Origin of the sequence: Paenibacillus psychroresistens (assembly GCF_009728935.1) — a bacterium.
In the GTDB taxonomy this organism is placed as follows: Bacteria; Bacillota; Bacilli; order Paenibacillales; family NBRC-103111; genus Paenibacillus_AC; species Paenibacillus_AC psychroresistens.
In genome coordinates, this window is the sequence record NZ_CP034235.1 from 1,377,501 (window position 1) to 1,400,451 (window position 22,951).

Here is a 22,951-nt window from a genome sequence, read left to right on the forward strand (position 1 = left end):
AAGAGTATTCTAAGGCGCGCGGAACAACTCTCGTTAAGGAACTCGGCAAAATGACCTCGTAACTTCGGGAGAAGAGGTGCCTCGGTAGGGTGAATAGCCCGAGGGGGCCGCAGTGAAAAGGCCCAAGCGACTGTTTAGCAAAAACACAGGTCTGTGCGAAGCCGTAAGGCGAAGTATACGGGCTGACGCCTGCCCGGTGCTGGAAGGTTAAGAGGAGTGGTAAGCCGCAAGGCGAAGCTATGAATTGAAGCCCCAGTAAACGGCGGCCGTAACTATAACGGTCCTAAGGTAGCGAAATTCCTTGTCAGGTAAATTCTGACCCGCACGAATGGCGTAACGACTTGGGCGCTGTCTCAACGAGAGATCCGGTGAAATTTTAATACCTGTGAAGATGCAGGTTACCCGCGACAAGACGGAAAGACCCCATGGAGCTTTACTGTAACTTAATATTGAATTTGGGTATGATCTGTACAGGATAGGTGGGAACCTTTGAGACATGAGCGCCAGCTTGTGTGGAGGTGACGTTGGGATACCACCCTGATCCTACCTAGGTTCTAACCTATGCCCCTGAATCGGGGCAAGGGACCGTGTTAGGTGGACAGTTTGACTGGGGCGGTCGCCTCCTAAAGTGTAACGGAGGCGCCCCAAGGTTCCCTCAGAATGGTTGGAAATCATTCGAAGAGTGCAAAGGCATAAGGGAGCTTGACTGCGAGACCAACAAGTCGAGCAGGGACGAAAGTCGGGCTTAGTGATCCGGTGGTTCCGAATGGAAGGGCCATCGCTCAACGGATAAAAGCTACCCTGGGGATAACAGGCTTATCTCCCCCAAGAGTCCACATCGACGGGGAGGTTTGGCACCTCGATGTCGGCTCATCGCATCCTGGGGCTGAAGTAGGTCCCAAGGGTTGGGCTGTTCGCCCATTAAAGCGGTACGCGAGCTGGGTTCAGAACGTCGTGAGACAGTTCGGTCCCTATCTGTCGTGGGCGCAGGAAATTTGAGAGGAGCTGTCCTTAGTACGAGAGGACCGGGATGGACGTTCCGCTGGTGTACCAGTTGTTCCGCCAGGAGCATCGCTGGGTAGCCAAGAACGGACGGGATAAGCGCTGAAAGCATCTAAGCGTGAAGCCCCCCTCAAGATGAGATTTCCCAGTATGTAAGACCCCTTGTAGACCACGAGGTTGATAGGTTTGAGGTGGAAGTGCAGCAATGTATGGAGCTGACAAATACTAATCGGTCGAGGGCTTACCCAATAAGACTTGTTATGCAGTCATGTATAAGAAGCAGTGTGTTACCTGGATGTTTCACAACTCTTCGCTTCGTTTCTAGTTTTCAGGGAATAACTGTCCTGAGAAAGCTTCTTCAACACCGGATTTATTCGCAAATATTGCACTGTTCCCTGATAGCTCAGTTGGTAGAGCACTCGACTGTTAATCGAGTTGTCGCAGGTTCGAGTCCTGCTCGGGGAGCCATTATGGAGAGCTGTCCGAGTGGCCGAAGGAGCACGATTGGAAATCGTGTAGGCGTCACAAGCGCCTCGAGGGTTCGAATCCCTCGCTCTCCGCCATTAAGATACGGCCCGTTGGTCAAGTGGTTAAGACACCTCCCTTTCACGGAGGTAACAGGGGTTCGAGTCCCCTACGGGTCACCAAGTTAATTATGGGCGCTTAGCTCAGCTGGGAGAGCATCTGCCTTACAAGCAGAGGGTCGGCGGTTCGATCCCGTCAGCGCCCACCATAATTATTTTTAGTAAGATGTAATGTCGCGGGGTGGAGCAGCTCGGTAGCTCGTCGGGCTCATAACCCGAAGGCCGCAGGTTCAAATCCTGCCCCCGCAACCAATTTATTAGCATGGAGCTGTGGTGTAGTGGCCCAACATGCCTGCCTGTCACGCAGGAGACCGCGGGTTCGAATCCCGTCAGCTCCGCCATTTTTTAATATTTCAAATAAGGCTCGGTAGCTCAGTCGGTAGAGCAGAGGACTGAAAATCCTCGTGTCGGCGGTTCGATTCCGTTCCGAGCCACCTTTTTTCTAGCTCTTTATTTGCCGTTGTAGCTCAACTGGTAGAGCAACTGACTTGTAATCAGTAGGTTGGGGGTTCAAGTCCTCTCGACGGCACCATTTTTGAAAACCTAATATTATGGAGGATTAGTGAAGTGGCTAAACACGGCAGACTGTAAATCTGCTCTCATCGAGTTCGGTGGTTCGAATCCATCATCCTCCACCATTAATTTAGGGGCATAGTTTAAAGGTAGAACGAAGGTCTCCAAAACCTTTGGTGTGGGTTCAAGTCCTACTGCCCCTGCCAAAGAAAAACAGTTTAATATCGTGGCGGTCGTGGCGAAGTGGTTAACGCATCGGTTTGTGGTACCGACATTCGGGGGTTCAATTCCCCTCGTCCGCCCCATTTAAGTTACATACCATAAATGAAATATAATTGTTGGGGATTAGCCAAGCGGTAAGGCAATGGACTTTGACTCCGTCACCCCAGGTTCGAATCCTGGATCCCCAGCCATTTATTAACATGCGGACGTGGCTCAGTGGTAGAGCATCGCCTTGCCAAGGCGAGGGTCGAGGGTTCGAATCCCTTCGTCCGCTCCATATTTCATTTGTTGGCGCCATAGCCAAGTGGTAAGGCAGAGCTCTGCAAAAGCTCTATCCCCAGTTCGAATCTGGGTGGTGCCTCCATAATATTCAAATTTAGCCGGAGTGGCGGAATCGGCAGACGCACAGGACTTAAAATCCTGCGGTAGGTGACTACCGTACCAGTTCAAGTCTGGTCTTCGGCACCATTATTTACAAAGTATTTGTTAGGGCCCTTAGTTCAGCTGGATAGAATGTTTGACTACGAATCAAAAGGTCGGGAGTTCGAATCTCTCAGGGCCCGCCATTTTTTATTCCTAACTCAATCATCAAGACCAAAAGAATTAACAGGTTACAGTTTCACAAGCCGATGTGGCGGAATGGCAGACGCGTTCGACTCAAAATCGAAAGGGAAACCGTGGGGGTTCGAGTCCCTTCATCGGCATCATATTTAGGAAAGACCTTATGATCTTTATGATCATAAGGTCTTTTTGTTTGTTATGCATGATGAAAGCAATAACATTTTGCTAACCTATTAAAAGAATCCTGTGTATCTAATTAAGTATCAGTCAAACACACAGGACTCTACTTAAAACATGAACCGTCCTTTTCAATTATCTAAGCTAAAACAGATACTTAAGATGGAGGATTTTTAGATTGTATCGGACATTGCATCTTATGCCTAGAACAGTTGCAGCGATTGAGGAATTATTACAATTCTTCCGAATGAATGAATGGGAAAGGCGCTAGTATTTTGCACAAACGAAGTTAAACCAATGAATCGTATACTTAAGAATGGGCCTGCCTAACATTTCAAAGTTTCAAGTATACTTCTCATTTGGAGGAATACCCGCAGATGTTCCAAGGAAAACTAATTTTCTTGTCGAATACAATATATCAAGAGTTCATTTTGAAAAAAAATGATACGTTATTCAATAGATTTGTACTATAGATCTTGGTATATCTCGACGTATAATAGAAATAGATCGGCTCCTATTCTTGTAAAATGGACATCAAAAAAGTTAGCAATTTTTTTTTACAAAGGGAGAGTTCATGAAGCTGCAAAATAAGTTGATGTTGGTTTATTTGATTACGATTCTGCTGCCCGTCGTGGGGTTAACCAACTATTTTTTCAAAGAAAATGCTAACCTTATTATCAAACACGTCTCCGAATCCTATCAAAAAGTGCTCATACAAACCAACAGCAGCATTTTTTACAACATCCGATTTTATGACAGCATTCTTGATAATTTAACCATATCCGAACCCATCCAGAACGTATTGTCACATCCGGAGGTATACCTCGAAAAAGGGATTTATCTCATGAACAAAGAAATTGATCAAGCGGTTCCCTTCATTCAAGCCTATCAGGCTACGGATATCGAGAGCCTCGAAGTTTACTCCATCCGATCGGACACTCTGACCGACGGCAAATATCTTTTTCCAATAGAACGGTTGCAGGAAAGACTTGGTATGACAGATATTCCGGATCAAAAATTTTGGATATTGGATAAGCAAAACGGAATCAATTATTACTCTTTGATCCGGCCAGTACATAGCATCGAACAGTTTCGAAAAATTGGTTATCTCAAGCTTACCATTCAAATTCCGTCGATTACCTTTTTTTCTTATATCGAAACCGTGGGGGCAGTCACTTCATCGGCATATCCCTCTAAATATATAAGTGATTTACCTCTGGATTATGGGTCACTAGAGTCTGTATGCAAACTGTACAATCCATAAAATAGTAGTACAATTGAACCTGTGAGACTCAGTTACGAATTATCGATGAAAAGTGGAGTGTGCCATGATGAAAATGATTAGAATGAATCCTAAGGTTGATGGATTTCTTAGAAAGGCTAAGAAGTGGAAGGAAGAATTTGAAGCGTTGAGAGATATCGTTCTTGACTGCGAGTTGACCGAAGAAATAAAGTGGATGCATCCATGTTACACGTTTCAGAATAATAACATAGTTTTAATGCATGGATTTAAGGACTACTGCGCGCTTCTATTTCACAAAGGTGTCTTGTTAAAAGATGCCCATGGTATCCTGATCCAACAAACGGAGAATGTACAGGCGGCGCGCCAGATTCGGTTCACCAATGTTCAAGAAATAGCTGAAATGGAACCCATCTTGAAAGCTTATATTTATGAAGCTATTGAAGTTGAAAAATCCGGTGTGGAAGTGATTTTTAAAAAGACTGCTGAATTCATAATTCCTGAAGAGTTTCAAAGTAAACTGGATGAAATTCCTACCTTGAAAACTGCTTTTGAGGCACTGACGCCGGGACGGCAAAAGGCATACCTTATTTATTTTACTGCACCCAAACAATCCAAAACCCGAGTGTCAAGGGTTGACAAATATATGCAGCAAATTCTAGATGGAAAAGGATTAGATGATTAGGGCGTATATGCAAACCTAAAGATTAATTTAACATCAGAGAGCAGACGAATGGTTATATTCGACCTGTTCTTTCTTTATCATGTGCATGACTTAGAATGATTACATTACATATTAAAGCTTTGCACCTCAAAATAAAAACGCTTACAAAACACTTATTGACATGACGACGCTATGGTTCATGACTCTCCGTTAAACCAATCGGATCGTTGGCGTATCAGGCTTGCCATCCGTTATTCAAGTACTGAAGTATATATTCGCCCTTGTAACGGATATGGTAAACTGTTGAGGTGCATTTGATTTAATAGTGAGATCATAAAACAGATTATGTTTCCGGTGTTTGTAAAATGGGAAAGGGGTACTTGCGTTATGAAGCTTTGGAAAGCGTGGAAGTTAAAAACTAAGCTGGTGCTCAGCTTTTCTTTCTTATTTGCGTTTTCGATTATTTTGAGCGGGATTTTCTACTATTATAGTAGTGTAAGTGAATTGAAAAAGCAGACATTACAGCTGCTCGATAGCAACAGCACACAAATTACACGGACTATTGAGCTCTATATTGAAGACATGGAAAAGCTGTCACTTTCCGTATTTAATGACTTACTCGTTCAAACGGTTTTAAGCCACTCGGAAAAAACCAATGAAGCGGAAGATGCGAGTTTAAATCAACAGATGACTTCTCATTTGTTGAATACAACCGTTTCTTGGCCATCGGTTCAAGGGATTTTTTTATATCCAGTCGAGAATAAAGCGATTACATACTATTGGGCAAAAAGAGGTCCTTTTTTTGGTTATTCCATTGTGGATGAACCCTGGTATCCGTATATTGAGACGTATACTCAATCGCCTTATTTATTATGGCCTACGATGACAGAGAACACGATTACTAATTTTCTGGGTGTAAAGGTTTTCTCCTTAATTCGCGCGATTAATCAAATTCCCACAGGTAAGAAAATAGGTTACATGAAAATGGATATGGACATTAGTGTTATGAAGGATCTTGTTTCGTACATGGAATACGGAGATGCGCATGACTCAAGTTTATTTATTCTGACTGATCAAGGAAATGTGATATATGACAGTCAGGATCAATGGACTGGTAAAATTATGGAAGGGATCAATGTAACGGAGCTAATTGGGAAAAACACTTCTGGGACATTGAATTGGCAAGGGAAATCCTATTTATTTGGTGTCTATAAATCGGATCATACCGAATGGACTACTTTGATCTTGAAGCCAATGGATTCTATTACTAAAAGGTTAAAGGAAATTCGCAATACAGTTACGAGTATTGAGTTATTGATTCTGCTCTTAGTTATTGTAATTGCTTGGTTCATTGCAACTGGGATTACCCGTCCTTTACGGACTATGATTATTACAATGCGTCATGTGGAAAGAGGAGATTTTACTATTCGTTCTTCCCAAACAGATCATCGTAATGAAATCGGCCAGCTTGGCAGGGTATTTAATCAGATGTTGGATAGCTTACAGGAAATGATCTCACAGGTTTATGTAGCTGAATTGCGTGAGAAAGACGCACGACTATTAGCACTTCAAGCTCAAATTAATCCTCATTTTCTGTTCAATACCTTGAATATTCTTAAATCCTTGGGAAGAAAAGGCGCAACAACTGATGTTGTGGAGGTTACAGAGTCATTAGCTCATTTATTTCGGTACAGCTTATATGATTGGAATGGGACAGTTGAGCTTAGTGAGGAATTAAATTTGATCCAAAGCTATATTAAAATTCAAACCTATCGGTTTCAAGCTCGATTTACCTATGAGCAGAACATACCGGAAAGACTTTTGAAAGCTCGAATTTTACGCTTAATGATCCAACCGCTTGTGGAAAATGCAGTGGTACATGGGCTTGAACAGCGCAGATCTGGCGGCTTAATTTCTGTAAATGTTCAAGCGGATGATGAAATACTTGAGATTTTTGTGTCTGACAATGGTGTGGGTATAAACATCCAGACTCAAGAGCTGCTCAACCAGAACTTTGCAGAAATCGATATTCATAGCTCTAATACACAATCGGAACATATGGGGATTGCCTTGTTAAACATTCAGAAGCGTTTGCATTTAATCTATGGAGATAAATATGGTCTATCCTTCTTGCATAAACCGGGTGGTGGAACCACGATTCGACTTGCTTTACCACTTCACTTTGAATAGAAAGGCACAGGTAAAATTATGAGGATTGTTCTAATCGAAGATGAACCGCTTGCTATGGAGGAATTAATGTACATCTTGAAGCCATATTCTGAACAACATACCTTAGTATGTTATGAGAATGGAGAGGATGCTTTAGAGGGGGCGCTTAAGGCGGCGCCAGATATCATCATTTCGGATATTAGAATGCCGGGCTTAAGTGGTTTGGAAACCTTGCAGAGGCTCTCCCTAATTAATCCTCAGCTGCAGGCTATTATGCTAAGTGGTTATAACGATTTTGAATATGCGCGGACTGCGATTAAATTGGGAGCCAAGGAATACATATTAAAACCTGTGGTTGACAAGGAATTGTATGAGGTTTTGGATCGTTTGATTGCTTCTGTTATTACAGAAGAACATAAAATTCAAATGGCCATGGATTGGTCCTTAACACGAATGATGCATGGCTTGAATAATAATCAGGAAGCGAAAAGGGAAGAAAATCTTAGCGGGAACTGGTTAATTTGTGTTGTTTTATTGCGGAATTGGAACAGTGAACATACATGGACACTTAGCAGCTTGTCTATGAAACTATTCCAAGAATGGCTGCAAACTCAGTTCCTTCACAATACGAAATGCTTTGATATGGATGGGCATATCCGGATTATTATGATTCCAGTACTTAAAACAGATAAGGAAAGCAATCTTCGGCAAAAGGTAAATCTTATCCATGATTTTGTCCATAAGCATGAGAAAGTCGTGCACACCGTTTATCACCTTAAGAAGGATCAGGAAGTCTTTGAGGCTTCCTATCGAATATGTCTGAGATTATTGGAAGATCAAGCTCGACTCGATATGTCTACATTTATGCCAATCCTTCAACCGCAGAATTTGATATCCGTTTGGGATAGTGTGAGGTTAATTGAACTGCACGTACGAGAGTCCGAATATGCAAAGCTCAATATGGAATTACGCCGGATGCTTGATAGCTTGCACCGGGCTGCTATTAATTTGAAACAAATTTCTGTGTTCCTTTCTGATTTTTTCTATGCGCTTAAATATAACTTGAATCTTAACAAAAATGACATGGAATCATTCAGTATGGACTCTATGTATGAATTTATCAAAACCTGCGATACCTACAGCAAGCTCCAGGAATGGTTGTTAGGTAAGCTTGGCGGAATGATGGTAGGCAATACATTGGATAAGAGCAATCCCAAACAAATAATTCCCGTACTCTTGGACTATGTGCAACAGAATTACAGTGAAACGATTCATCTTCAGGATTTTGCTGTTAAATATCATCTAAGTACTGGTTATTTATCGAAGCTGTTTAAAGCGGAAACAGGCAGCAATTTCTCTGAATATATCATGGAGATTAGAATGAATAAAGCCCAAGAGCTTATAAATGGAGGATACAAAAAAATAGCGGAGATAAGTAAAATGGTTGGGTATGAGGATGCGAAATTCTTTAGTCAAACCTTTAAGCGCTGGTCTGGGGTTACTCCTCAGGATTATAAAAAGAAATAAAAAATAGATAAATGAACCTACCCTAATAGGAAAATGACTCTACTTACCAACAAGAGTATAACAAGTATTATTAGGACTGTAAGATATATAAGAGGAGGCTAATTTTTATGATTAAAAGAAAAAAAGTGATTACAGCAACGCTCGCGACGGTCGTGTCTCTGTCATTGGCATTATCAGGCTGCGGCAATTCGACGGACACACCCGCATCGGTGAAACCCGCAGAAAGTGGAGCGGCGGCTGAAAGTCCTGCGGTAACAACAAGCAGTTCTGCACCTGTAACATTAAAAATGTTTCATTTTCTAGAAGCAGAAGCAGGTCCAACGCTAAAAGATATTAATAAACGGTTTCATGAAAAATATCCAAATATTACGATAGAGTATGAAAACGCTCCCACTGACCAGTATCAAACCACTATTAAAACAAGATTTGCCTCAGGTGACGCACCCGATATTATTGGTGTTTTCCCAGGTACTTGGAAGGATCCGTTTGTCAAAGCCGGTTATTTAATGGATCTTTCGGACAGACCATGGGTATCTAGATTACAACAAGGTGCTAAGGATATGGAAAGCAAAGATGGTAAAGTATACGGTTTGCCACTAGATCAAAACGCAATTGGCGTCATCTATAACAAAAAGATATTTAAAGAATTGAACCTGACTATACCTACAAACTGGAATGAATTTTTACAATTAGCTGAAACCATTAAGGCAGCTAATATTACACCACTTGCGCTTGGAATGAAGGATCTTTGGGTGACACAAATCATTCCTTATGCTATGGCACCATCAGCTATTTATCGGGATGCTCCGACTTTTGATAAAGACATGTATGACGCTAAAACCACATTTGTGAATTCCCCGTGGAAAAAAATGATGGAAGATTACGCATTGCTTGATGCAAAAGGTTATTTTAACAAAGGTCCTTTAGGCACAAGCTATGATCAAATGGTTCAATTGATGGCTACGGGTAAAGCAGCAATGGAGATTATGGGGAACTGGGGGCTACCTCCTATTTATGCAGCTAATCCGCAAGCAGATATGGGCATGTTTCCTCTCCCTTATGCTGAAGAAGGCAAACCAGTGTGGGTTCCATCGGCAATTGCTCTAGGTCTTGGTGGCAATGCAAAGACCAAGCATCCAGATGAAGTTAAGCTGTATCTCGATTTCTGGGCTGAACCTGAAAACAATGCCCAGTTATTAACGCAAGCAAAAGCGTTTCCTGTATTTAAGGATGTAAATCCGGATCTGGATGCAACCTTGAAAGAATTGGTTCCGTATCTGAATGTTGGAACTTATAACTTCCTAGATCAAAATTGGCCGGCTGGAGTACAAGATACAATGATGAAGAATATTCAGAGTGTGATGGTTGATGGTGGTAAGACTTTCCCAATTGACAAGATGCTGGCTGAAATGGATAAAGTTTTCACGGAGAAAAAAGGTCAATAGTTATTAATGATAATAAGAATTGAGCGGTCAGGAGAGTAATTTCTCCTGAATTCTTAATTAAGATATGAGGGAGATTGGATGAGAAAACTGTGGGTACAGGTGCTTTTTATATTGCCGGCCTTTCTAATATTTAGCATATTTATTGTAATTCCAATAATAAGCAGTGTTTATTACAGTTTGACTGATTGGAATGGTTTGGATCCAGTGATTAACTTTGTCGGAATGAAAAATTATCATACCTTGATTAATGATTCAGAGGTATGGATTGCTTTAAAGAACACAGTTGTTTTTGCGGTCTTAGTCACCATTTTTCAAAATGTAATTTCGTTATTATTGGCTCTATTGGTGGATGGTTCGCAATGGTACTACCGTTATTTAAGAGTGGTATACCTAATTCCAGCATTATTGAGCGCTTTAGCCATTGGTTATATCTGGAGCTATTTGTATAACCCGGTATTTGGAATCATCAATACGTTTTTGGAAAACATCGGGTTAGGCCAACTGGCACAAGATTGGTTAGGAGACCCCAAATGGTCCATGTATAGTATTGTATTCACGAATTTATGGCAATGGGCTGGAATATCGATGATTATTTATATGGCGGGGTTACAAGCTATCTCAGCTGATTTATATGAAGCCGCGAATATTGATGGAGCGGGTAAATGGCAAACATTTGAAAAAATTACGTTTCCATTGATTGCACCGGCGTTTACGATCAATATTATGATTTCCATAATTGGCAGCTTTAAAGTGTTTGATATTATCTATGTGATGACTAAGGGCGGCCCGGGGACTGCTACGGAATCGTTAGCTATTCTCTTGTATAAGAAAGCATTTAACTTTAATGAAATGGGATATGGAACTTCGATTGCCGTTGTTATGTTCTTAATCATTCTCATCATCTCTATTTTTCAATTGTCGATCCTTCGTAAACGGGAGGTAGAGGCATAATGACATTAGCATGGGCAAGTAAAGCGAGCAAATGGATTATATTGTCTATTTGGACTTTGATTGTAGTTATTCCACTTATTATTCTAGTATCTGTATCTGTGAAATCTCCTCAAGACTTATTGTATACGACGCTAGGCTTTCCTAAGGATTTTATGTGGGATAATTTTGCGGAAGCTTGGAAAACAGCTAGTTTAGGCATGGCCTTTGGAAACAGCATCCTAATTACTGGATTATCTATACTAGGTGTTGTTCTAGCGAGTTCTTTTGCCGCGTATCCGCTAGCAAGGGTGAAGTCCAAATTTATAAGTACATTATTCTTATATTTTATCGCGGGGATTATGGTTCCGTTTCAGCTAAGCATGATTCCACTCTATAAACTACTTAAATTCTTACATTTGATCAATACACATCAAGGTGTAATTTTGATTTTCATCGCAATGTCAATTCCATTTTCAATATTTCTATATACTGGTTTTTTAAAGGGAATACCCAAGGAGCTCGAAGAGTCCGCTCTTATCGATGGTTGTGGCCCTTTTCGTACGTTTGCCGTAATCATTTTTCCGTTAATAAAGCCGGTGACAGCATCCGTCATTATCACAAACAGCTTATCCATCTGGAATGATTTTTTGGTGCCGCTCTTATTTCTACAAGAAAAGACAAGTCGTACCATTCCTATGGCGATTTTTACATTTACAGGCCAATACAATAGCAGCTGGAATATGATTTTTTCTGCGATACTACTAGGCACATTGCCGCTTATTATTACTTTCCTTTTATTGCAAAAGCATTTTATTAAAGGACTTGTAGGCGGAGCCGTTAAAGGTTAACTCAAATGAAGATCATGTTGCCAGTCTTACTATCATAGTTGAGATCACTGGCTTTGAGGTCGATGATATTGAAAATTGCTCTCCAACACCGTCTGTGGTTTTGGAGAGCAATTTTAATTAATAGGAGGAAATAAGAATGAATCACACATGGGAAATAACTAATTTAAGAACAAATGCTTTGATAGATCCTCTGGGTTTAGAGTCCTCAGCCACATTGTTAAGCTATGTCATTGAAACTTCACTTCGGGACCAGCTTCAAACCTGCTATCAAATTGTTGTAGCAACCTCGGAGGCGAAGTTGAGTCATGATTTAGGAGATATGTGGGATTCGGGAAAAGTTGAAACAAAAGCAACAAGCAATATTATCTATAATGGAAAAGCGCTAATTTCGAGGCAAAGAGTTTATTGGAAGATTCGGGCATGGGATCAAGAAAATCAGGTATCTAATTGGAGTAAACCAGCCTATTGGGAAGCTGGACTTCTGGAACAAACAGATTGGATTGGAACCTGGATTGGACAAGGCGATTTCTGGGGAGGAAACCGTTCGATGGTTCCGATGCTCGCCAAGGAGTTTGGGACAAGTGAAGATAAGATAATTACTGAAGCAAGATTATATATTAGTGGGCTGGGGTTGTTTGAAGCTCATATAAACGGCAGTAAGGTGAGTGAAAACTATTACGAGCCTGGTGAAAGTGACTGTAGAGATACGGTTTATTATGTGACCTATGATGTGACTGATCAGCTGAGGGACGGGAAGAATGCTATTGGTGTGCTTCTTGGAAATGGTATGTACGGTAATTATCATGAAGTCAGTACTCAAACGGGAGATCATCTCAGATACTCGAAAATGAATGGAGTTGCAGAGAGCACTTCCTGGCAAGGGCTATATGGAAGATTAAAAACGATTGTACAAGTGGAAATTAGGTATGAAGATGGATCTATGGATACTATCGTCTCCGATGAGAGCTGGGTTTTCACTGACAGCCCAACTTCCTTCTCTGGCTGGTTCGGTGGAGAGGATTATGATGCTACTAAAGAGATTGAAGGGTGGGACTGTGCAGGTACGCGAAGAGATAGCTGGAGTCAGGTGCAGGTAATGGAACCGCCGATGGGAAAACTGGCAACCAGAGAATGCCCATCTATTACAGTGTTTGAAAGCTATCAAGCTATATCGGTCATCCGATTATCCAATGGCCATTATCTAGTAGATATGGGCAGAAACGGTGCTGGAATCCCTGAGATTAATTTGACGAATATATCAAAGAGTATGGCCGGCGGAAAGATTACATTATTTCCAGGGGAAATTCTAAACAGCGAAGGTGGAGTCGACCAACGAACGTTAGTCGAAACCTTTGATTGGGGAATTGTATACAACAGCTACATTGTAAAAGGAGCAGAAGAAGAGAACTGGAAACCGACTTTCTCCTACCAAGGTTACCGTTATCTAGAGATAGTGCTTAGTGAAGAACTGGCTGATTGGAACCCCGAGGTTACTCATTTCAAAAATCATCTCTTGAGAACGAACAATGAAGTTATAGGTAGTTTTAAAACCTCAAGCGAAGATATCAATATGATTAATACGATTATTACACGCTCAATCGAGAGCAATATGTATAGCATCTTGACAGATTGTCCTCACATGGAGAAATTAGGCTGGACGGAAGTTAGTCAATTCATGTTTAATTCCATTGCTTCAAGTTTTGATATTCAGTCATGGATGAAGAAAATCACTAAGGACATTATGGACTCTCAAGAGGAGAGCGGAGAATCTATAGCGATTGCGCCTGAATACCAGCGTATTACTTTCCTGTACAAAGATCCGAATTGGGGCGGCGCGCTTATCCTGACGCCATGGGAGATCTATCAGGTTTATGGAGATTGGACCATACTGAAGAAAGCCTATCCGAATATGAAGGCCTATATTGAATATTTAAAAACCCAAACAACCGACAATTTATTAATTGGCTATGCCCAAATTGGTGAGTGGGGTGCATACGATAAATCTACGCCAACGGATTTCGTAGCGACAAGTGCTTATTATCGAATTGTAAATACAGTAGCAAAAATCTCTGACATTATAGGAAAAGTCGAGGATACAGGCTACTTTAAGGAATTAGCAGGGGCAATTAAAACAGCCTTTAATAACGAATATTACAGTGCAGATTCAGGTGTCTATGGTTCTGGAAGTCAGGCAAGTTATGCCTGTGCGCTATTTAGCGAAATTGTAGAAGAGCCCAATATTCAGAGGTCGATGGGCCTGCTGGTCCAGGCAATCGCGGTTACGGATTATCACTTAAGTACAGGTGAAGTGGCCTTAAAGCAAATGTTAACTGTTCTTGCTAAATATGGTCAAAACGAAGTCGTTTATAAGATGGTAACGAATAAAACGCAACCAAGCTACTTGTACTTTGTCAGTCAAGGGATGACAACCCTGCCAGAATACTGGGATATGGGTCGCTCGCTGAATCATGCCATGATGGGGCACGCCAAGGAATGGCTAACACGTTCTCTTGCAGGTATCTCTCCAACCTCTGCAGGCTATGACTCTTTTGATATCAAGCCGTATATCCCAGAAGATTTGGATGAGGCAGAAGCTACTTATAAATGTAATTACGGAATCATTGCTTCTCATTGGACCCAACATGCGGAAGATAAGAAGGTTACCTTAAAAATCACAATTCCAGTTGGTCCCATAGCTACTATTTATGTCCCAAAATGCAGCGGTGATATAGTTTATATGGATGGGAAAGAGATTTCTGCCTATCTAGATGAAAGCGGCTTGTATTTTGTGGTTAGTAATGTAGGGTCAGGCACGTATGTATTGTCTACTGAATTTAGTTAAATGAACCTACCCTAAAAGGAAAATGACTCTGCCTCCCAAAAGGGGCAGAGCAAGTATGATTAGAACTGTAAGGTTGCAAGCGCATTCACATTAAACTTGCCAATAGGGGTGGTGTAAATTTTAGAAAAAAACGGAGGGTTATCTTTGTAACAAAAGAGATTAAAAGGTTGGTTAGGAATATCATCTAAAAAAACGGAGGTAATTATTAATGCTCAGAAATCTTAAAAAAGGGATAGCTTTTGCATGTATCATTTTTGCTCTTGTATTACCGAATGCTAGCGTTTTTGCGTCTACAAACCCAATGACACTTCCCAGTGAATGGGCTTCTTATGGGACTGGGGACCCTTATGTAATGAAATACAACGGGGTGTTCTATCTTTATGCCAGTACTGCGAATGGCCAAACGGGTGTTAAATGCTGGAGTTCAACGGATACGGTGAATTGGACCTATGCGGGAATGTGTTCTACGGATGCCATCACTTTCGTAGCTTATGCGCCTGAAGTGGTTTATTGGAATGGAACTTTCTACATGTATACCTCTCCCAACGGAGGCGGTCACTATGTTCTAACCAGCAATAGTCCGACAGGACCATTTGTCAAAGTGACCGGCAATTTGGGTCACGGTATTGATGGGAGTGTCTTTATAGACGACAATGGTGGCTGGTACTTTTATAACTCAGGCTCCGATGGGTTGCACGGAGCCACGATGAGCAGTCCCGCATCCATCGGATCCGAGGTGACTCTTGGAGGTACACAAATAAGTGGACAGTGGACGGAAGCCCCAACCATGATTAAAAGAAATGGGGTTTACAATCTAACCGGAAGTGGAAATCATGTTCTTAGCACTGGATATAGGGTGAATCTATCGACTAATACAGCGGGACCGTTACAACCATTCACGCAAACTAGTACGCCAATTCTTTTGAAAACGGAAGGCGCCTTTAAGGGCTTGGGACACAGCAGCAACTTTATCGGACCGGACCTGGATACCTATTACACTACTTATCATAATTTAGCTAGTATACATCCTGCAGGCTATCCGATACGTCAAGTTAATTTTGATCCAATTGGCTGGAATGGTGACAAGATGGCCGTGTACGGACCTACAAATTGGTCCATGCCAAATCCTGCTCTGCCGAGCTTTGAGGATAGATTCAATAGAGCAGCTATAGGGGCGGGCTACTCCAATCTTAATGGAGGAACATGGGGGATTACGAGTAGTTTCCTTACCCAGACTGCAAAAGGAAGCTTAGCGTTTTATATTGATTATGAGAATACATTCACAACGGCTAGCAACTATACCGCAGAATATAACCTTAAAGAAGTTTCGAAAGGAACATTGGGACCCAAGCTTGGGGCTGTATATGGGTACGTGGATGCAAGCAACTACGGTGTTGCCATATTAAATGGCAATCTCAATCGGCTTGAGACCGTTATGTTAGTCGGTGGGGTATGGGGTCCGCAGGTGAATACGGCTTTACCAGCAGGCTTTGATATAACCAAATTGCATACGATTCGGATCGAGAAGTCTGGAACAACTTACAAGTACTTTGTTGACGGCATGTTGAAGGAAACTAAGATAACCGCAAGCTTGGGAGCGGGCAAGGTTGGTTATTTATCCTGTGATGACGAGGCTAACTTTGGCTACATTGCAGTCAGTAACAAAGTTAACGGAAGCGGCATATTTGATTTAAGCAAACCGATTCCTGGCACTATTCAAGCGGTTCATTATAATCTTGGTGGCGAAGGTGTAGGTTATCATGATACATCAAGTGGAAACGCAGGTGGCCAATATATCAGAAATGATAATGTGGATATCAGAAACAATCCTGAAGGTGGACATAATATTGGTTGGAACAGTACAGGAGAATGGTATAAGTACAATGTTACCGTTCAAGCAAACGGGGCGTATAATTTAGGTTTAAGATATGCAACAACAAATACCGGAACTCAAGTAAGGGTTTGGTTTGATGGAACCGATGTAACAGGTGTAGTAACCCTCCCTAGTACAGGAGGCTGGGATAACTGGCAAACCTATACGTTAAAAGGATTGAACCTAACGTCAGGAAACCATACTATAAGAGTTGAAACCGTTACTGGCGAATTCGATTTCTATACTTTGCAATTCTTTGCAGCGGATAACTCATCTTTCACTAAAACAGACAGCTTTACTTCCTCCTTCAGCGGTGATTGGAACTGGGTCGGTGGTGTCGGCTGGTCTATTGCAAGCGGGACAGCAAGCATAAATGATACGGGAAAACGGGTGATGGGAAGCACAGGGTGGACGGATTACACTGTTGAGACCGATGTCAACGGGATTGGTGGTTTAAACAGCGGGATCATGGTTCGAGTACAGAATCCTGCTCAGGGCGGTGCTGGCGATGATGCAGGTCTTGGAACCGATTTTTACCAGGGGTATATGGTCTCTCTTGCAACCGGTAACGTTACACTTGGCAAACAGAATTACAACTGGACCACATTAGCGTCTGCAGCCGGAACGTATAATCTCAACACCTGGTATCATATGAAAGTAGTTGTGAGCGGTAATAACATTAAAGTTTATGTTGTTGATATGGTCACTCCTAAAATCGACTATACTGACAACAACACTCCATTTATCAACGGAAAGGTAGGGTTAAGGGCCCACTTTGCCAATTCTCAATTCGATAACTTCAGTGTAATACATTAGATTTCTTAAACAAGCGGGTGGAGCCGAAAACAACTCTATCCTGCTTGTTTTTTTTACGCGTACATATTATGTTACACCTCTAATCGATTAACTGGAAAAACGCCTTTTAAAATGATCACAAATGGATGAAAAGTTTACTTAACTGCAAAATGGTCACGAAAGACATATTGGGGGGAATTACCGGTACATTCTCCAGCTAAATAAGCAAACCCCGCAAGTATAGCCTTTGGTTTTCAAGGTTTGTTCCAAACGGGTCCTGGGCTTTTCACTTTGCTTGGTACTTGGTTCTTAATGGTCGGCCAACCGTCAACCCAGACAATCGGATCAATCATTAATGGGCGACGAGTCGCTTCGTTGGGCAGGAGCGGATTGGAGGAATCAATCGCATGATAGACTATCCAATCGGTTCCCGAATCATCTTGAATAATTGAATTATGACCGGGGCCGACGAAATTTTTAGTTTTATTGTTGTCCTTGTCTAAATCTTCACCAATTAAAATTACCGTACCTGGGCTCTCAATGATATCATTGCCATCTGCGTCGAGATAAGGCCCCTTCAAGGATTCAGATCTTCCTACGCTGACTAAATACATACTGTCTTTACCAGCACAGCAGGAGCCAATGGAGCCGAAAAAGTAATAATAAGCTCCCCGCTTAATAATGTAAGGACCTTCGAAATCAGAGCCTGCAATCTGAAACTTCTCTCCCTGAATCGAAAGTCCATCCGCGCTTAACGTTATTCCATAAATCCCATTGAAGCTCCCCCAAATTAAATATTTAGTCCCATCCTCATCGACGAACAACATGGGGTCGATGGAATTCCTCACGCTAACCTGTGTGCTATCGAATAATTTACCTTTATCTTCGAATGGACCTGCGGGATTAGCCGAAATAGCAACACCAATCGCGGGATTTGAGTCGCCCCAATCGGAAAGGGAATAATAAAGATAATAGCTGCCATTATCAAAGCTGATGTCTGGTGCCCAGATTCCGCCATCCTTCTTCCAATCGGGTTTCGTTGTAAAAGCATCTCCAACGTAATTCCACTTCACGAGATCAGCGGATTTCACAATAGGCACAAGCTTGCTCTTTTCTCCTGTTTTCCACTCGTCTTCCGTGCCATATGCATAAAAGAAACCATCAGCTCCTCTAAGGATAGCAGGATCTGCAAGGACTGGCTCAAAGACTGGATTGGTATATGCGTTTTTGTAATTATGAAGGTAGCTTTCATTTATGATCGGCCATGCAAGTACGGTTAGGGCAATAAGGGCGATTACTGTGGTAAGAGTATAGAGCGATTTTTTACTCTTTTTCATATAAGATCACCTATCCTTTTCTGCTATTATTTACTTACTAATTTCAGACTGAAAATGTAACTGAATTAAATTATACTTCGAGAGCTGGGGACTTAATAGAAGCAATACTACAGGATTGCTGGCAGCAAGGATCAATTATACAGGTGATGACAAAAGAACACAGGATCGAATGTTGTTAACATTTGCTGACAGGTGATATGATGAAAATAGCTGTTTTGATAAAGGAGATTCCGCACTTGCGAAAAACAATCATTTTTATACTGAGTTGTATATGTGCGATACTTTGTTATTTTACGTTTATGTCTGCTGGGAAATTGTTTCGCTCTGATTGGAAGATGCCTGTAATTTCGGACCAAAAGCAGGCGCAATATCGCCTTGTTCTAATTACGCAGGAGCTGGAGACACTTTTCTGGAACAAGGTCCGCGACGGTGCACTCGAGGAAGCGCAGAAAGATGGAGCGAGTCTAGAGGTATGGGGGAGTTACAATAAAAATCAAGAGGATTTCTTAAAAGAAATTGAAATTGCAATCGATTCCAAAGTGGATGGCATTATTGTACAAGGGTTAGATACGGACGAGTTCAAAAACCTGACAAAAATTAAAGCTGCTTTCTATGGTATCCCCATTATCACGGTAGCAAATGATGTGCCGATGGCGGAAAGCCTTAGAAGGACGTACGTCGGTTCCAATCAATATTTGGCGGGACAGATGATTGCGAAACAGCTGATAACCGACATGGGAGAGGCAGGAAGCGTCATCCTCATGGGTGACAATCATCAGGAATTTTATCAGGAGCAACGGCTTAATGGTATTCAAGATGTGCTGAAGAACTACCCAAATGTCCGAACAGAATATGCGGAAACGGCTGAGACAATAGAGCAGATAACGACCACTACTCAGGATTTAATGAATCGCTTACCTGATGTAGATGCCTTTATTGCGATCAATGCGAATATTGCTAGTGCTATGCTTCAAGAAATCGGCAGACGCACTAAGATCGAGCCTTATTATATTTATTCATTCGATGACGGCCCTGAATCGTTGTCGCTGCTCAAAAAAGGGAAACTAGACGGGATAATCGAGCAAGCTCCAGATATGATAGGGAAAACTAGCGTGAATCTAATGTTGAAATGGCTGAGAGGGGAGACGGTTCCGCTCAATATGAACGGTTACCTCACTGATATTCGGATGCTGAAAGCGGTGGATGCACAATGAATAGTATTCAGAAGAAAATATGGATGCTTGCCACTTTCGTTTTAGTTATTATGGCGCTGATTTGGACAACGCTAACTTACTACAACCAAAAAACGCATAATCAATATAATGATATTCTGCAGCGATACTTACATATGAATGAAGTGACCACAACGAGCCAACAAATGATAACGGCCATCAACAACTATTTGATTTCGTCAACTCCTGCTACTCTGGAACAGGTAGATCTAAGCAAGCAGAAAATTCGCGAAGCGAAATACGAGGTTTATATTCTAAGAAATTCGGAGAATGATTTCGCTCTGACCAATTATATAAATTTGATTGACAGTCTCATTGAAACCATAGATCGCTCAGTCATGTTCCAGACTGAGAAAGAAACGGAGTCTTCTCAAAAGGCGGTTTTAGAAGCAACGCGCATTTCCAAATATATTTCGGAGATGACATTAACCTTGCTCGATAAAGAGCTGAAGACGTATGATCGTTTCTATCGCAGCATTATTGAACAGTCGAAGGAATTGAAAAAACTCGGGATTTGGCTGCTGCTGCTGATCACTTTCCTACTCCTGTTATTTACGTATTGGTTCTCATTAAGTATCACGAGACCAGTGTTGAAGCTGACTCAAGCTGCCAAGGAGTTGTCCAAGGGGCGGTTCGATTTGCGGATTGAAGTGGAATCCAATGACGAAATTTCCTTTCTCGCTAAGATGTTCGATCGCATGCGGATCAATATTAACACTCTAATCTTGGAAATTCAGCAAAAGGCGCAGCTAGAGAACGAACTGCAACAGAATAAGCTTCTGCTGCAGGAAAGCCAGCTGCGAAGCTTGCAAAGCCAGATCAATCCGCATTTCTTGTTTAACACGCTTAATACGCTTTCCAAGAAAGCTTACCTGGAAGGTTCCGAAGAAACAAGCGATCTGCTCGTGAGTGTTGCAAACTTATTGCGCTACAGCTTAAAGCGGCTGGACAGATCTGTAACGCTTTATGAAGAAGTCAAAGTATTGCAGCAATACATCCAGATTCAAAAAGCAAGGTTTACCGATCGCCTGCAATTTCATATGGAAATCGACGAGTCCTGCCTGCATGTACAGATTCCTGGCTTAACGCTGCAGCCGATTGTCGAGAATGCAGTGATCCACGCGGTTGAGCCCAAAGAAGACTTTGGTGTTATTTGGTTGCGTGTTATCGATGGAGACGAACAAGTAACGATCGAGATTGAAGACGATGGCCCGGGGATGGATGAGGATAAAATTAAGCAAATCATGGAAGAACATCTTATCGAATCTGAAGGACATTCGACAGGAATCGGATTCAGCAACGTCGTTAAGAGGCTTCGGCTTTTCTTCGGTTATGATGATGTAATGGATATTGAAAGTATTCCGGGGCGCGGCACGAAGGTTGTATTGAAAATACCAAAAACAAGGGGGATTGAAAAGTATGATAAAACTCCTGATCGTAGATGACGAACAGATTGAGCGTGAAGGATTGCAAGCGATTCTGCTGAAGGGCTATCCAGAGCTCATAATCGAACAAGCAAAGAACGGAAAAATAGCATTAGAAATGATAGCAGAGTTCCAGCCCGATTTAGTTTTAATGGATATCAAGATGCCTGGGATGAACGGTCTTGAAGCTATCGAACGAATCAGTGCAGATTATCCCAGAATCAAATTCGTTATGGTTACGGCATATGATACATTCGAATACGCACGGATGGCAATCAAGCTAAACGTGAAGGACTATTTGCTCAAGCCGAGCAAGGCCAGCGAAATCGTCGCGACTGTGGGAAAAGTACTCATCCAAATTGAAGAAGAACGAAAGTCCCTTGAGACCAGCAGGCTGCAACAAGATGTCCTGCAAAGGTCATTACCACTAGTTGAAACCGATGTTGTTACTCAGCTGTTATTCGATCATGTGCATGAAGTGCATTTAGAGGAATTGGTCGGGCTGTTGGATATCCCAACGACGAATGAGAAACTCGTAATGATCGTCTTGTTACCGCCTGGCTCGGAAAACTTCTATTCTGCGATCAAAGAGAAGGTTAGACAGACAGGAAGCGGTTGGGTTGGTGCATTGAACGGGCGCCAGCTTCCGATCATCGTGTTCAGGGAGCCCGACAAGTCATTCCGCGCGCAAGCGGTTGTTCTTGCTCAAAAAATTCTCTCTTTAACTAAAGCTGATGTCGGTGCGGGCTGGTTTATTGGGATCGGAAACGCATACGATTCTTTGGATCAAATCCGGCAATCTTATCAAGAATCGCTTATCGCTTCCATGGATACGACGCTGCATGTCAAATACCGTTTTTATTCAGATGTCCCAGTTCTGGGGGCAGCTCTTGACGGGCATCAGGTTAAACAACAGGAAAAGCAGATTTTTGATCAAATACGACTCGGACAATGGGAGCAAGTGCATACGAATGTCATGAGTTTCATTCAACGTTATGAGAACGAAGGCGTTGATCTGTTACAAACACAGCAGCGTGTGCTGGAACTCCTCTGGATCGCTTCGCGAGTTCTTAGCGATATGGGTGTTGAAGCAGAGACTCCGCTTTATTCCTTTCAAGCTCAGGATTATCGGCAATTAAGCGCTGAATCAGGTAGATTGCTTAACCGCTTGAAGCAAACGTATGTAGAGTATAATGATCGACTGGAGCCCGACACGATCCAACAAATCAAACAACATATTATCAATCACTCCAACGAAGATATATCACTGGATGCAATAGGGAAAAAAGTAGGTTTAAGCCCGTTCTATATTAGCAAAATGTTCAAGGAACAGCTCGGAGTGAATTATATCGATTTTCTAACGGAATGTCGGATTGAAAAAGCCAAGAAACTGATGGGTGATCCCGAGAAAAGCTTAAAGGAAATTTCATTCGAAATCGGTTATCACGATCCGAACTATTTCAGCAAAGTATTTAAAAAAATGTGTGATGTTTCACCGACAGAGTATCGGAAGACGCTTCTCGGCAAGAAAAGGTTATCTGTTGATGAGATTTAGCGGAGAAGGAG

13 protein-coding genes, 17 tRNA genes and 1 rRNA gene (1 of these 31 running past the window's edge) are annotated in these 22,951 nt (G+C 42.0%); 30 read left to right on the forward strand and 1 reads right to left on the reverse strand.

Annotation, left to right across the window (positions count from 1 at the left end; genetic code table 11):
* The 27 genes from EHS13_RS06185 to EHS13_RS06315 all read left to right on the forward strand — a co-directional run.
* Positions 1-1,251, forward strand: a 23S ribosomal RNA gene (locus EHS13_RS06185); it begins 1,675 nt to the left of the window's first position.
* Positions 1,252-1,394: 143 nt separating this feature from the next.
* Positions 1,395-1,470: transfer RNA gene (locus EHS13_RS06190), tRNA-Asn, on the forward strand.
* Positions 1,471-1,474: 4 nt separating this feature from the next.
* A tRNA-Ser gene (locus tag EHS13_RS06195) sits at positions 1,475-1,565 on the forward strand.
* Between the two features lie 9 nt (positions 1,566-1,574).
* A tRNA-Glu gene (locus tag EHS13_RS06200) sits at positions 1,575-1,649 on the forward strand.
* A 10-nt stretch (positions 1,650-1,659) separates the two neighbouring features.
* Positions 1,660-1,735 (forward strand) — tRNA-Val (locus tag EHS13_RS06205).
* 26 nt (positions 1,736-1,761) lie between these two features.
* Positions 1,762-1,838: transfer RNA gene (locus EHS13_RS06210), tRNA-Met, on the forward strand.
* Positions 1,839-1,850: 12 nt separating this feature from the next.
* Positions 1,851-1,927, forward strand: a tRNA-Asp gene (locus tag EHS13_RS06215).
* A gap of 20 nt (positions 1,928-1,947) precedes the next feature.
* Positions 1,948-2,020: transfer RNA gene (locus EHS13_RS06220), tRNA-Phe, on the forward strand.
* Positions 2,021-2,042: 22 nt separating this feature from the next.
* Positions 2,043-2,118: transfer RNA gene (locus EHS13_RS06225), tRNA-Thr, on the forward strand.
* 21 nt (positions 2,119-2,139) lie between these two features.
* Positions 2,140-2,224, forward strand: a tRNA-Tyr gene (locus EHS13_RS06230).
* A 7-nt stretch (positions 2,225-2,231) separates the two neighbouring features.
* Positions 2,232-2,305, forward strand: a tRNA-Trp gene (locus EHS13_RS06235).
* 23 nt (positions 2,306-2,328) lie between these two features.
* Positions 2,329-2,404: transfer RNA gene (locus EHS13_RS06240), tRNA-His, on the forward strand.
* Between the two features lie 34 nt (positions 2,405-2,438).
* Positions 2,439-2,512: transfer RNA gene (locus EHS13_RS06245), tRNA-Gln, on the forward strand.
* An 11-nt stretch (positions 2,513-2,523) separates the two neighbouring features.
* Positions 2,524-2,598 (forward strand) — tRNA-Gly (locus EHS13_RS06250).
* Between the two features lie 13 nt (positions 2,599-2,611).
* Positions 2,612-2,685 (forward strand) — tRNA-Cys (locus EHS13_RS06255).
* A 15-nt stretch (positions 2,686-2,700) separates the two neighbouring features.
* Positions 2,701-2,789, forward strand: a tRNA-Leu gene (locus EHS13_RS06260).
* Positions 2,790-2,810: 21 nt separating this feature from the next.
* Positions 2,811-2,887 (forward strand) — tRNA-Arg (locus tag EHS13_RS06265).
* A 59-nt stretch (positions 2,888-2,946) separates the two neighbouring features.
* Positions 2,947-3,025: transfer RNA gene (locus EHS13_RS06270), tRNA-Leu, on the forward strand.
* A gap of 608 nt (positions 3,026-3,633) precedes the next feature.
* Positions 3,634-4,323 (forward strand): hypothetical protein, encoded by a 690-nt coding sequence (locus tag EHS13_RS06275; RefSeq protein ID WP_155699521.1) that lies wholly within the window; start codon positions 3,634-3,636, stop codon positions 4,321-4,323.
* 67 nt (positions 4,324-4,390) lie between these two features.
* A complete protein-coding gene (locus EHS13_RS06280; protein WP_155705241.1) occupies positions 4,391-4,984 on the forward strand; it encodes a YdeI/OmpD-associated family protein in 594 nt (197 codons plus the stop codon).
* A gap of 366 nt (positions 4,985-5,350) precedes the next feature.
* A complete protein-coding gene (locus tag EHS13_RS06285; protein ID WP_162462981.1) occupies positions 5,351-7,153 on the forward strand; it encodes a sensor histidine kinase in 1,803 nt (600 codons plus the stop codon).
* Positions 7,154-7,171: 18 nt separating this feature from the next.
* Complete coding sequence (locus EHS13_RS06290) at positions 7,172-8,659, forward strand: response regulator transcription factor (protein WP_155699523.1); 1,488 nt, start codon at positions 7,172-7,174, stop codon at positions 8,657-8,659.
* Between the two features lie 107 nt (positions 8,660-8,766).
* On the forward strand, positions 8,767-10,104 hold the full coding sequence (locus EHS13_RS06295; protein ID WP_155699524.1) for an ABC transporter substrate-binding protein: 1,338 nt from the start codon (positions 8,767-8,769) through the stop codon (positions 10,102-10,104).
* Between the two features lie 78 nt (positions 10,105-10,182).
* Positions 10,183-11,055 carry a carbohydrate ABC transporter permease gene (locus EHS13_RS06300; protein WP_155699525.1) on the forward strand — a complete coding sequence of 291 codons (873 nt, stop codon included), beginning with the start codon at positions 10,183-10,185 and terminating at the stop codon, positions 11,053-11,055.
* Positions 11,055-11,882 (forward strand): carbohydrate ABC transporter permease, encoded by an 828-nt coding sequence (locus EHS13_RS06305; RefSeq protein WP_155699526.1) that lies wholly within the window; start codon positions 11,055-11,057, stop codon positions 11,880-11,882. The genes EHS13_RS06300 and EHS13_RS06305 overlap by 1 nt, the downstream gene beginning before the upstream one ends.
* Before the next feature lie 136 nt (positions 11,883-12,018).
* The gene (locus EHS13_RS06310) at positions 12,019-14,724 is read left to right on the forward strand and encodes a family 78 glycoside hydrolase catalytic domain (protein WP_155699527.1); all 2,706 of its coding nucleotides are present in this window, start codon (positions 12,019-12,021) and stop codon (positions 14,722-14,724) included.
* 208 nt (positions 14,725-14,932) lie between these two features.
* Complete coding sequence (locus tag EHS13_RS06315) at positions 14,933-17,413, forward strand: family 43 glycosylhydrolase (RefSeq protein ID WP_155699528.1); 2,481 nt, start codon at positions 14,933-14,935, stop codon at positions 17,411-17,413.
* Between the two features lie 233 nt (positions 17,414-17,646).
* Here the strand turns inward: EHS13_RS06315 and EHS13_RS06320 are convergent, their stop codons facing one another.
* Positions 17,647-18,729, reverse strand: a complete 1,083-nt coding sequence (locus EHS13_RS06320; RefSeq protein WP_155699529.1) for a family 43 glycosylhydrolase — start codon at positions 18,727-18,729, stop codon at positions 17,647-17,649.
* Positions 18,730-18,965: 236 nt separating this feature from the next.
* On the opposite strand from EHS13_RS06320, the gene EHS13_RS06325 reads away from it, so the two are divergent.
* The 3 genes from EHS13_RS06325 to EHS13_RS06335 are packed head-to-tail and all read left to right on the forward strand — an operon-like array spanning position 18,966 to position 22,940.
* Positions 18,966-19,943: a sugar ABC transporter substrate-binding protein gene (locus tag EHS13_RS06325; protein ID WP_155699530.1), complete on the forward strand. Its 978-nt coding sequence runs from the start codon at positions 18,966-18,968 to the stop codon at positions 19,941-19,943.
* Entirely contained in the window at positions 19,940-21,406 is a 1,467-nt protein-coding gene (locus EHS13_RS06330) for a sensor histidine kinase (protein ID WP_155699531.1), read from the forward strand. Before EHS13_RS06325 ends, EHS13_RS06330 begins: the two co-directional genes overlap by 4 nt.
* Entirely contained in the window at positions 21,381-22,940 is a 1,560-nt protein-coding gene (locus tag EHS13_RS06335; protein ID WP_155699532.1) for a response regulator, read from the forward strand. The genes EHS13_RS06330 and EHS13_RS06335 overlap by 26 nt, the downstream gene beginning before the upstream one ends.
* Positions 22,941-22,951 lie beyond the last annotated feature (11 nt).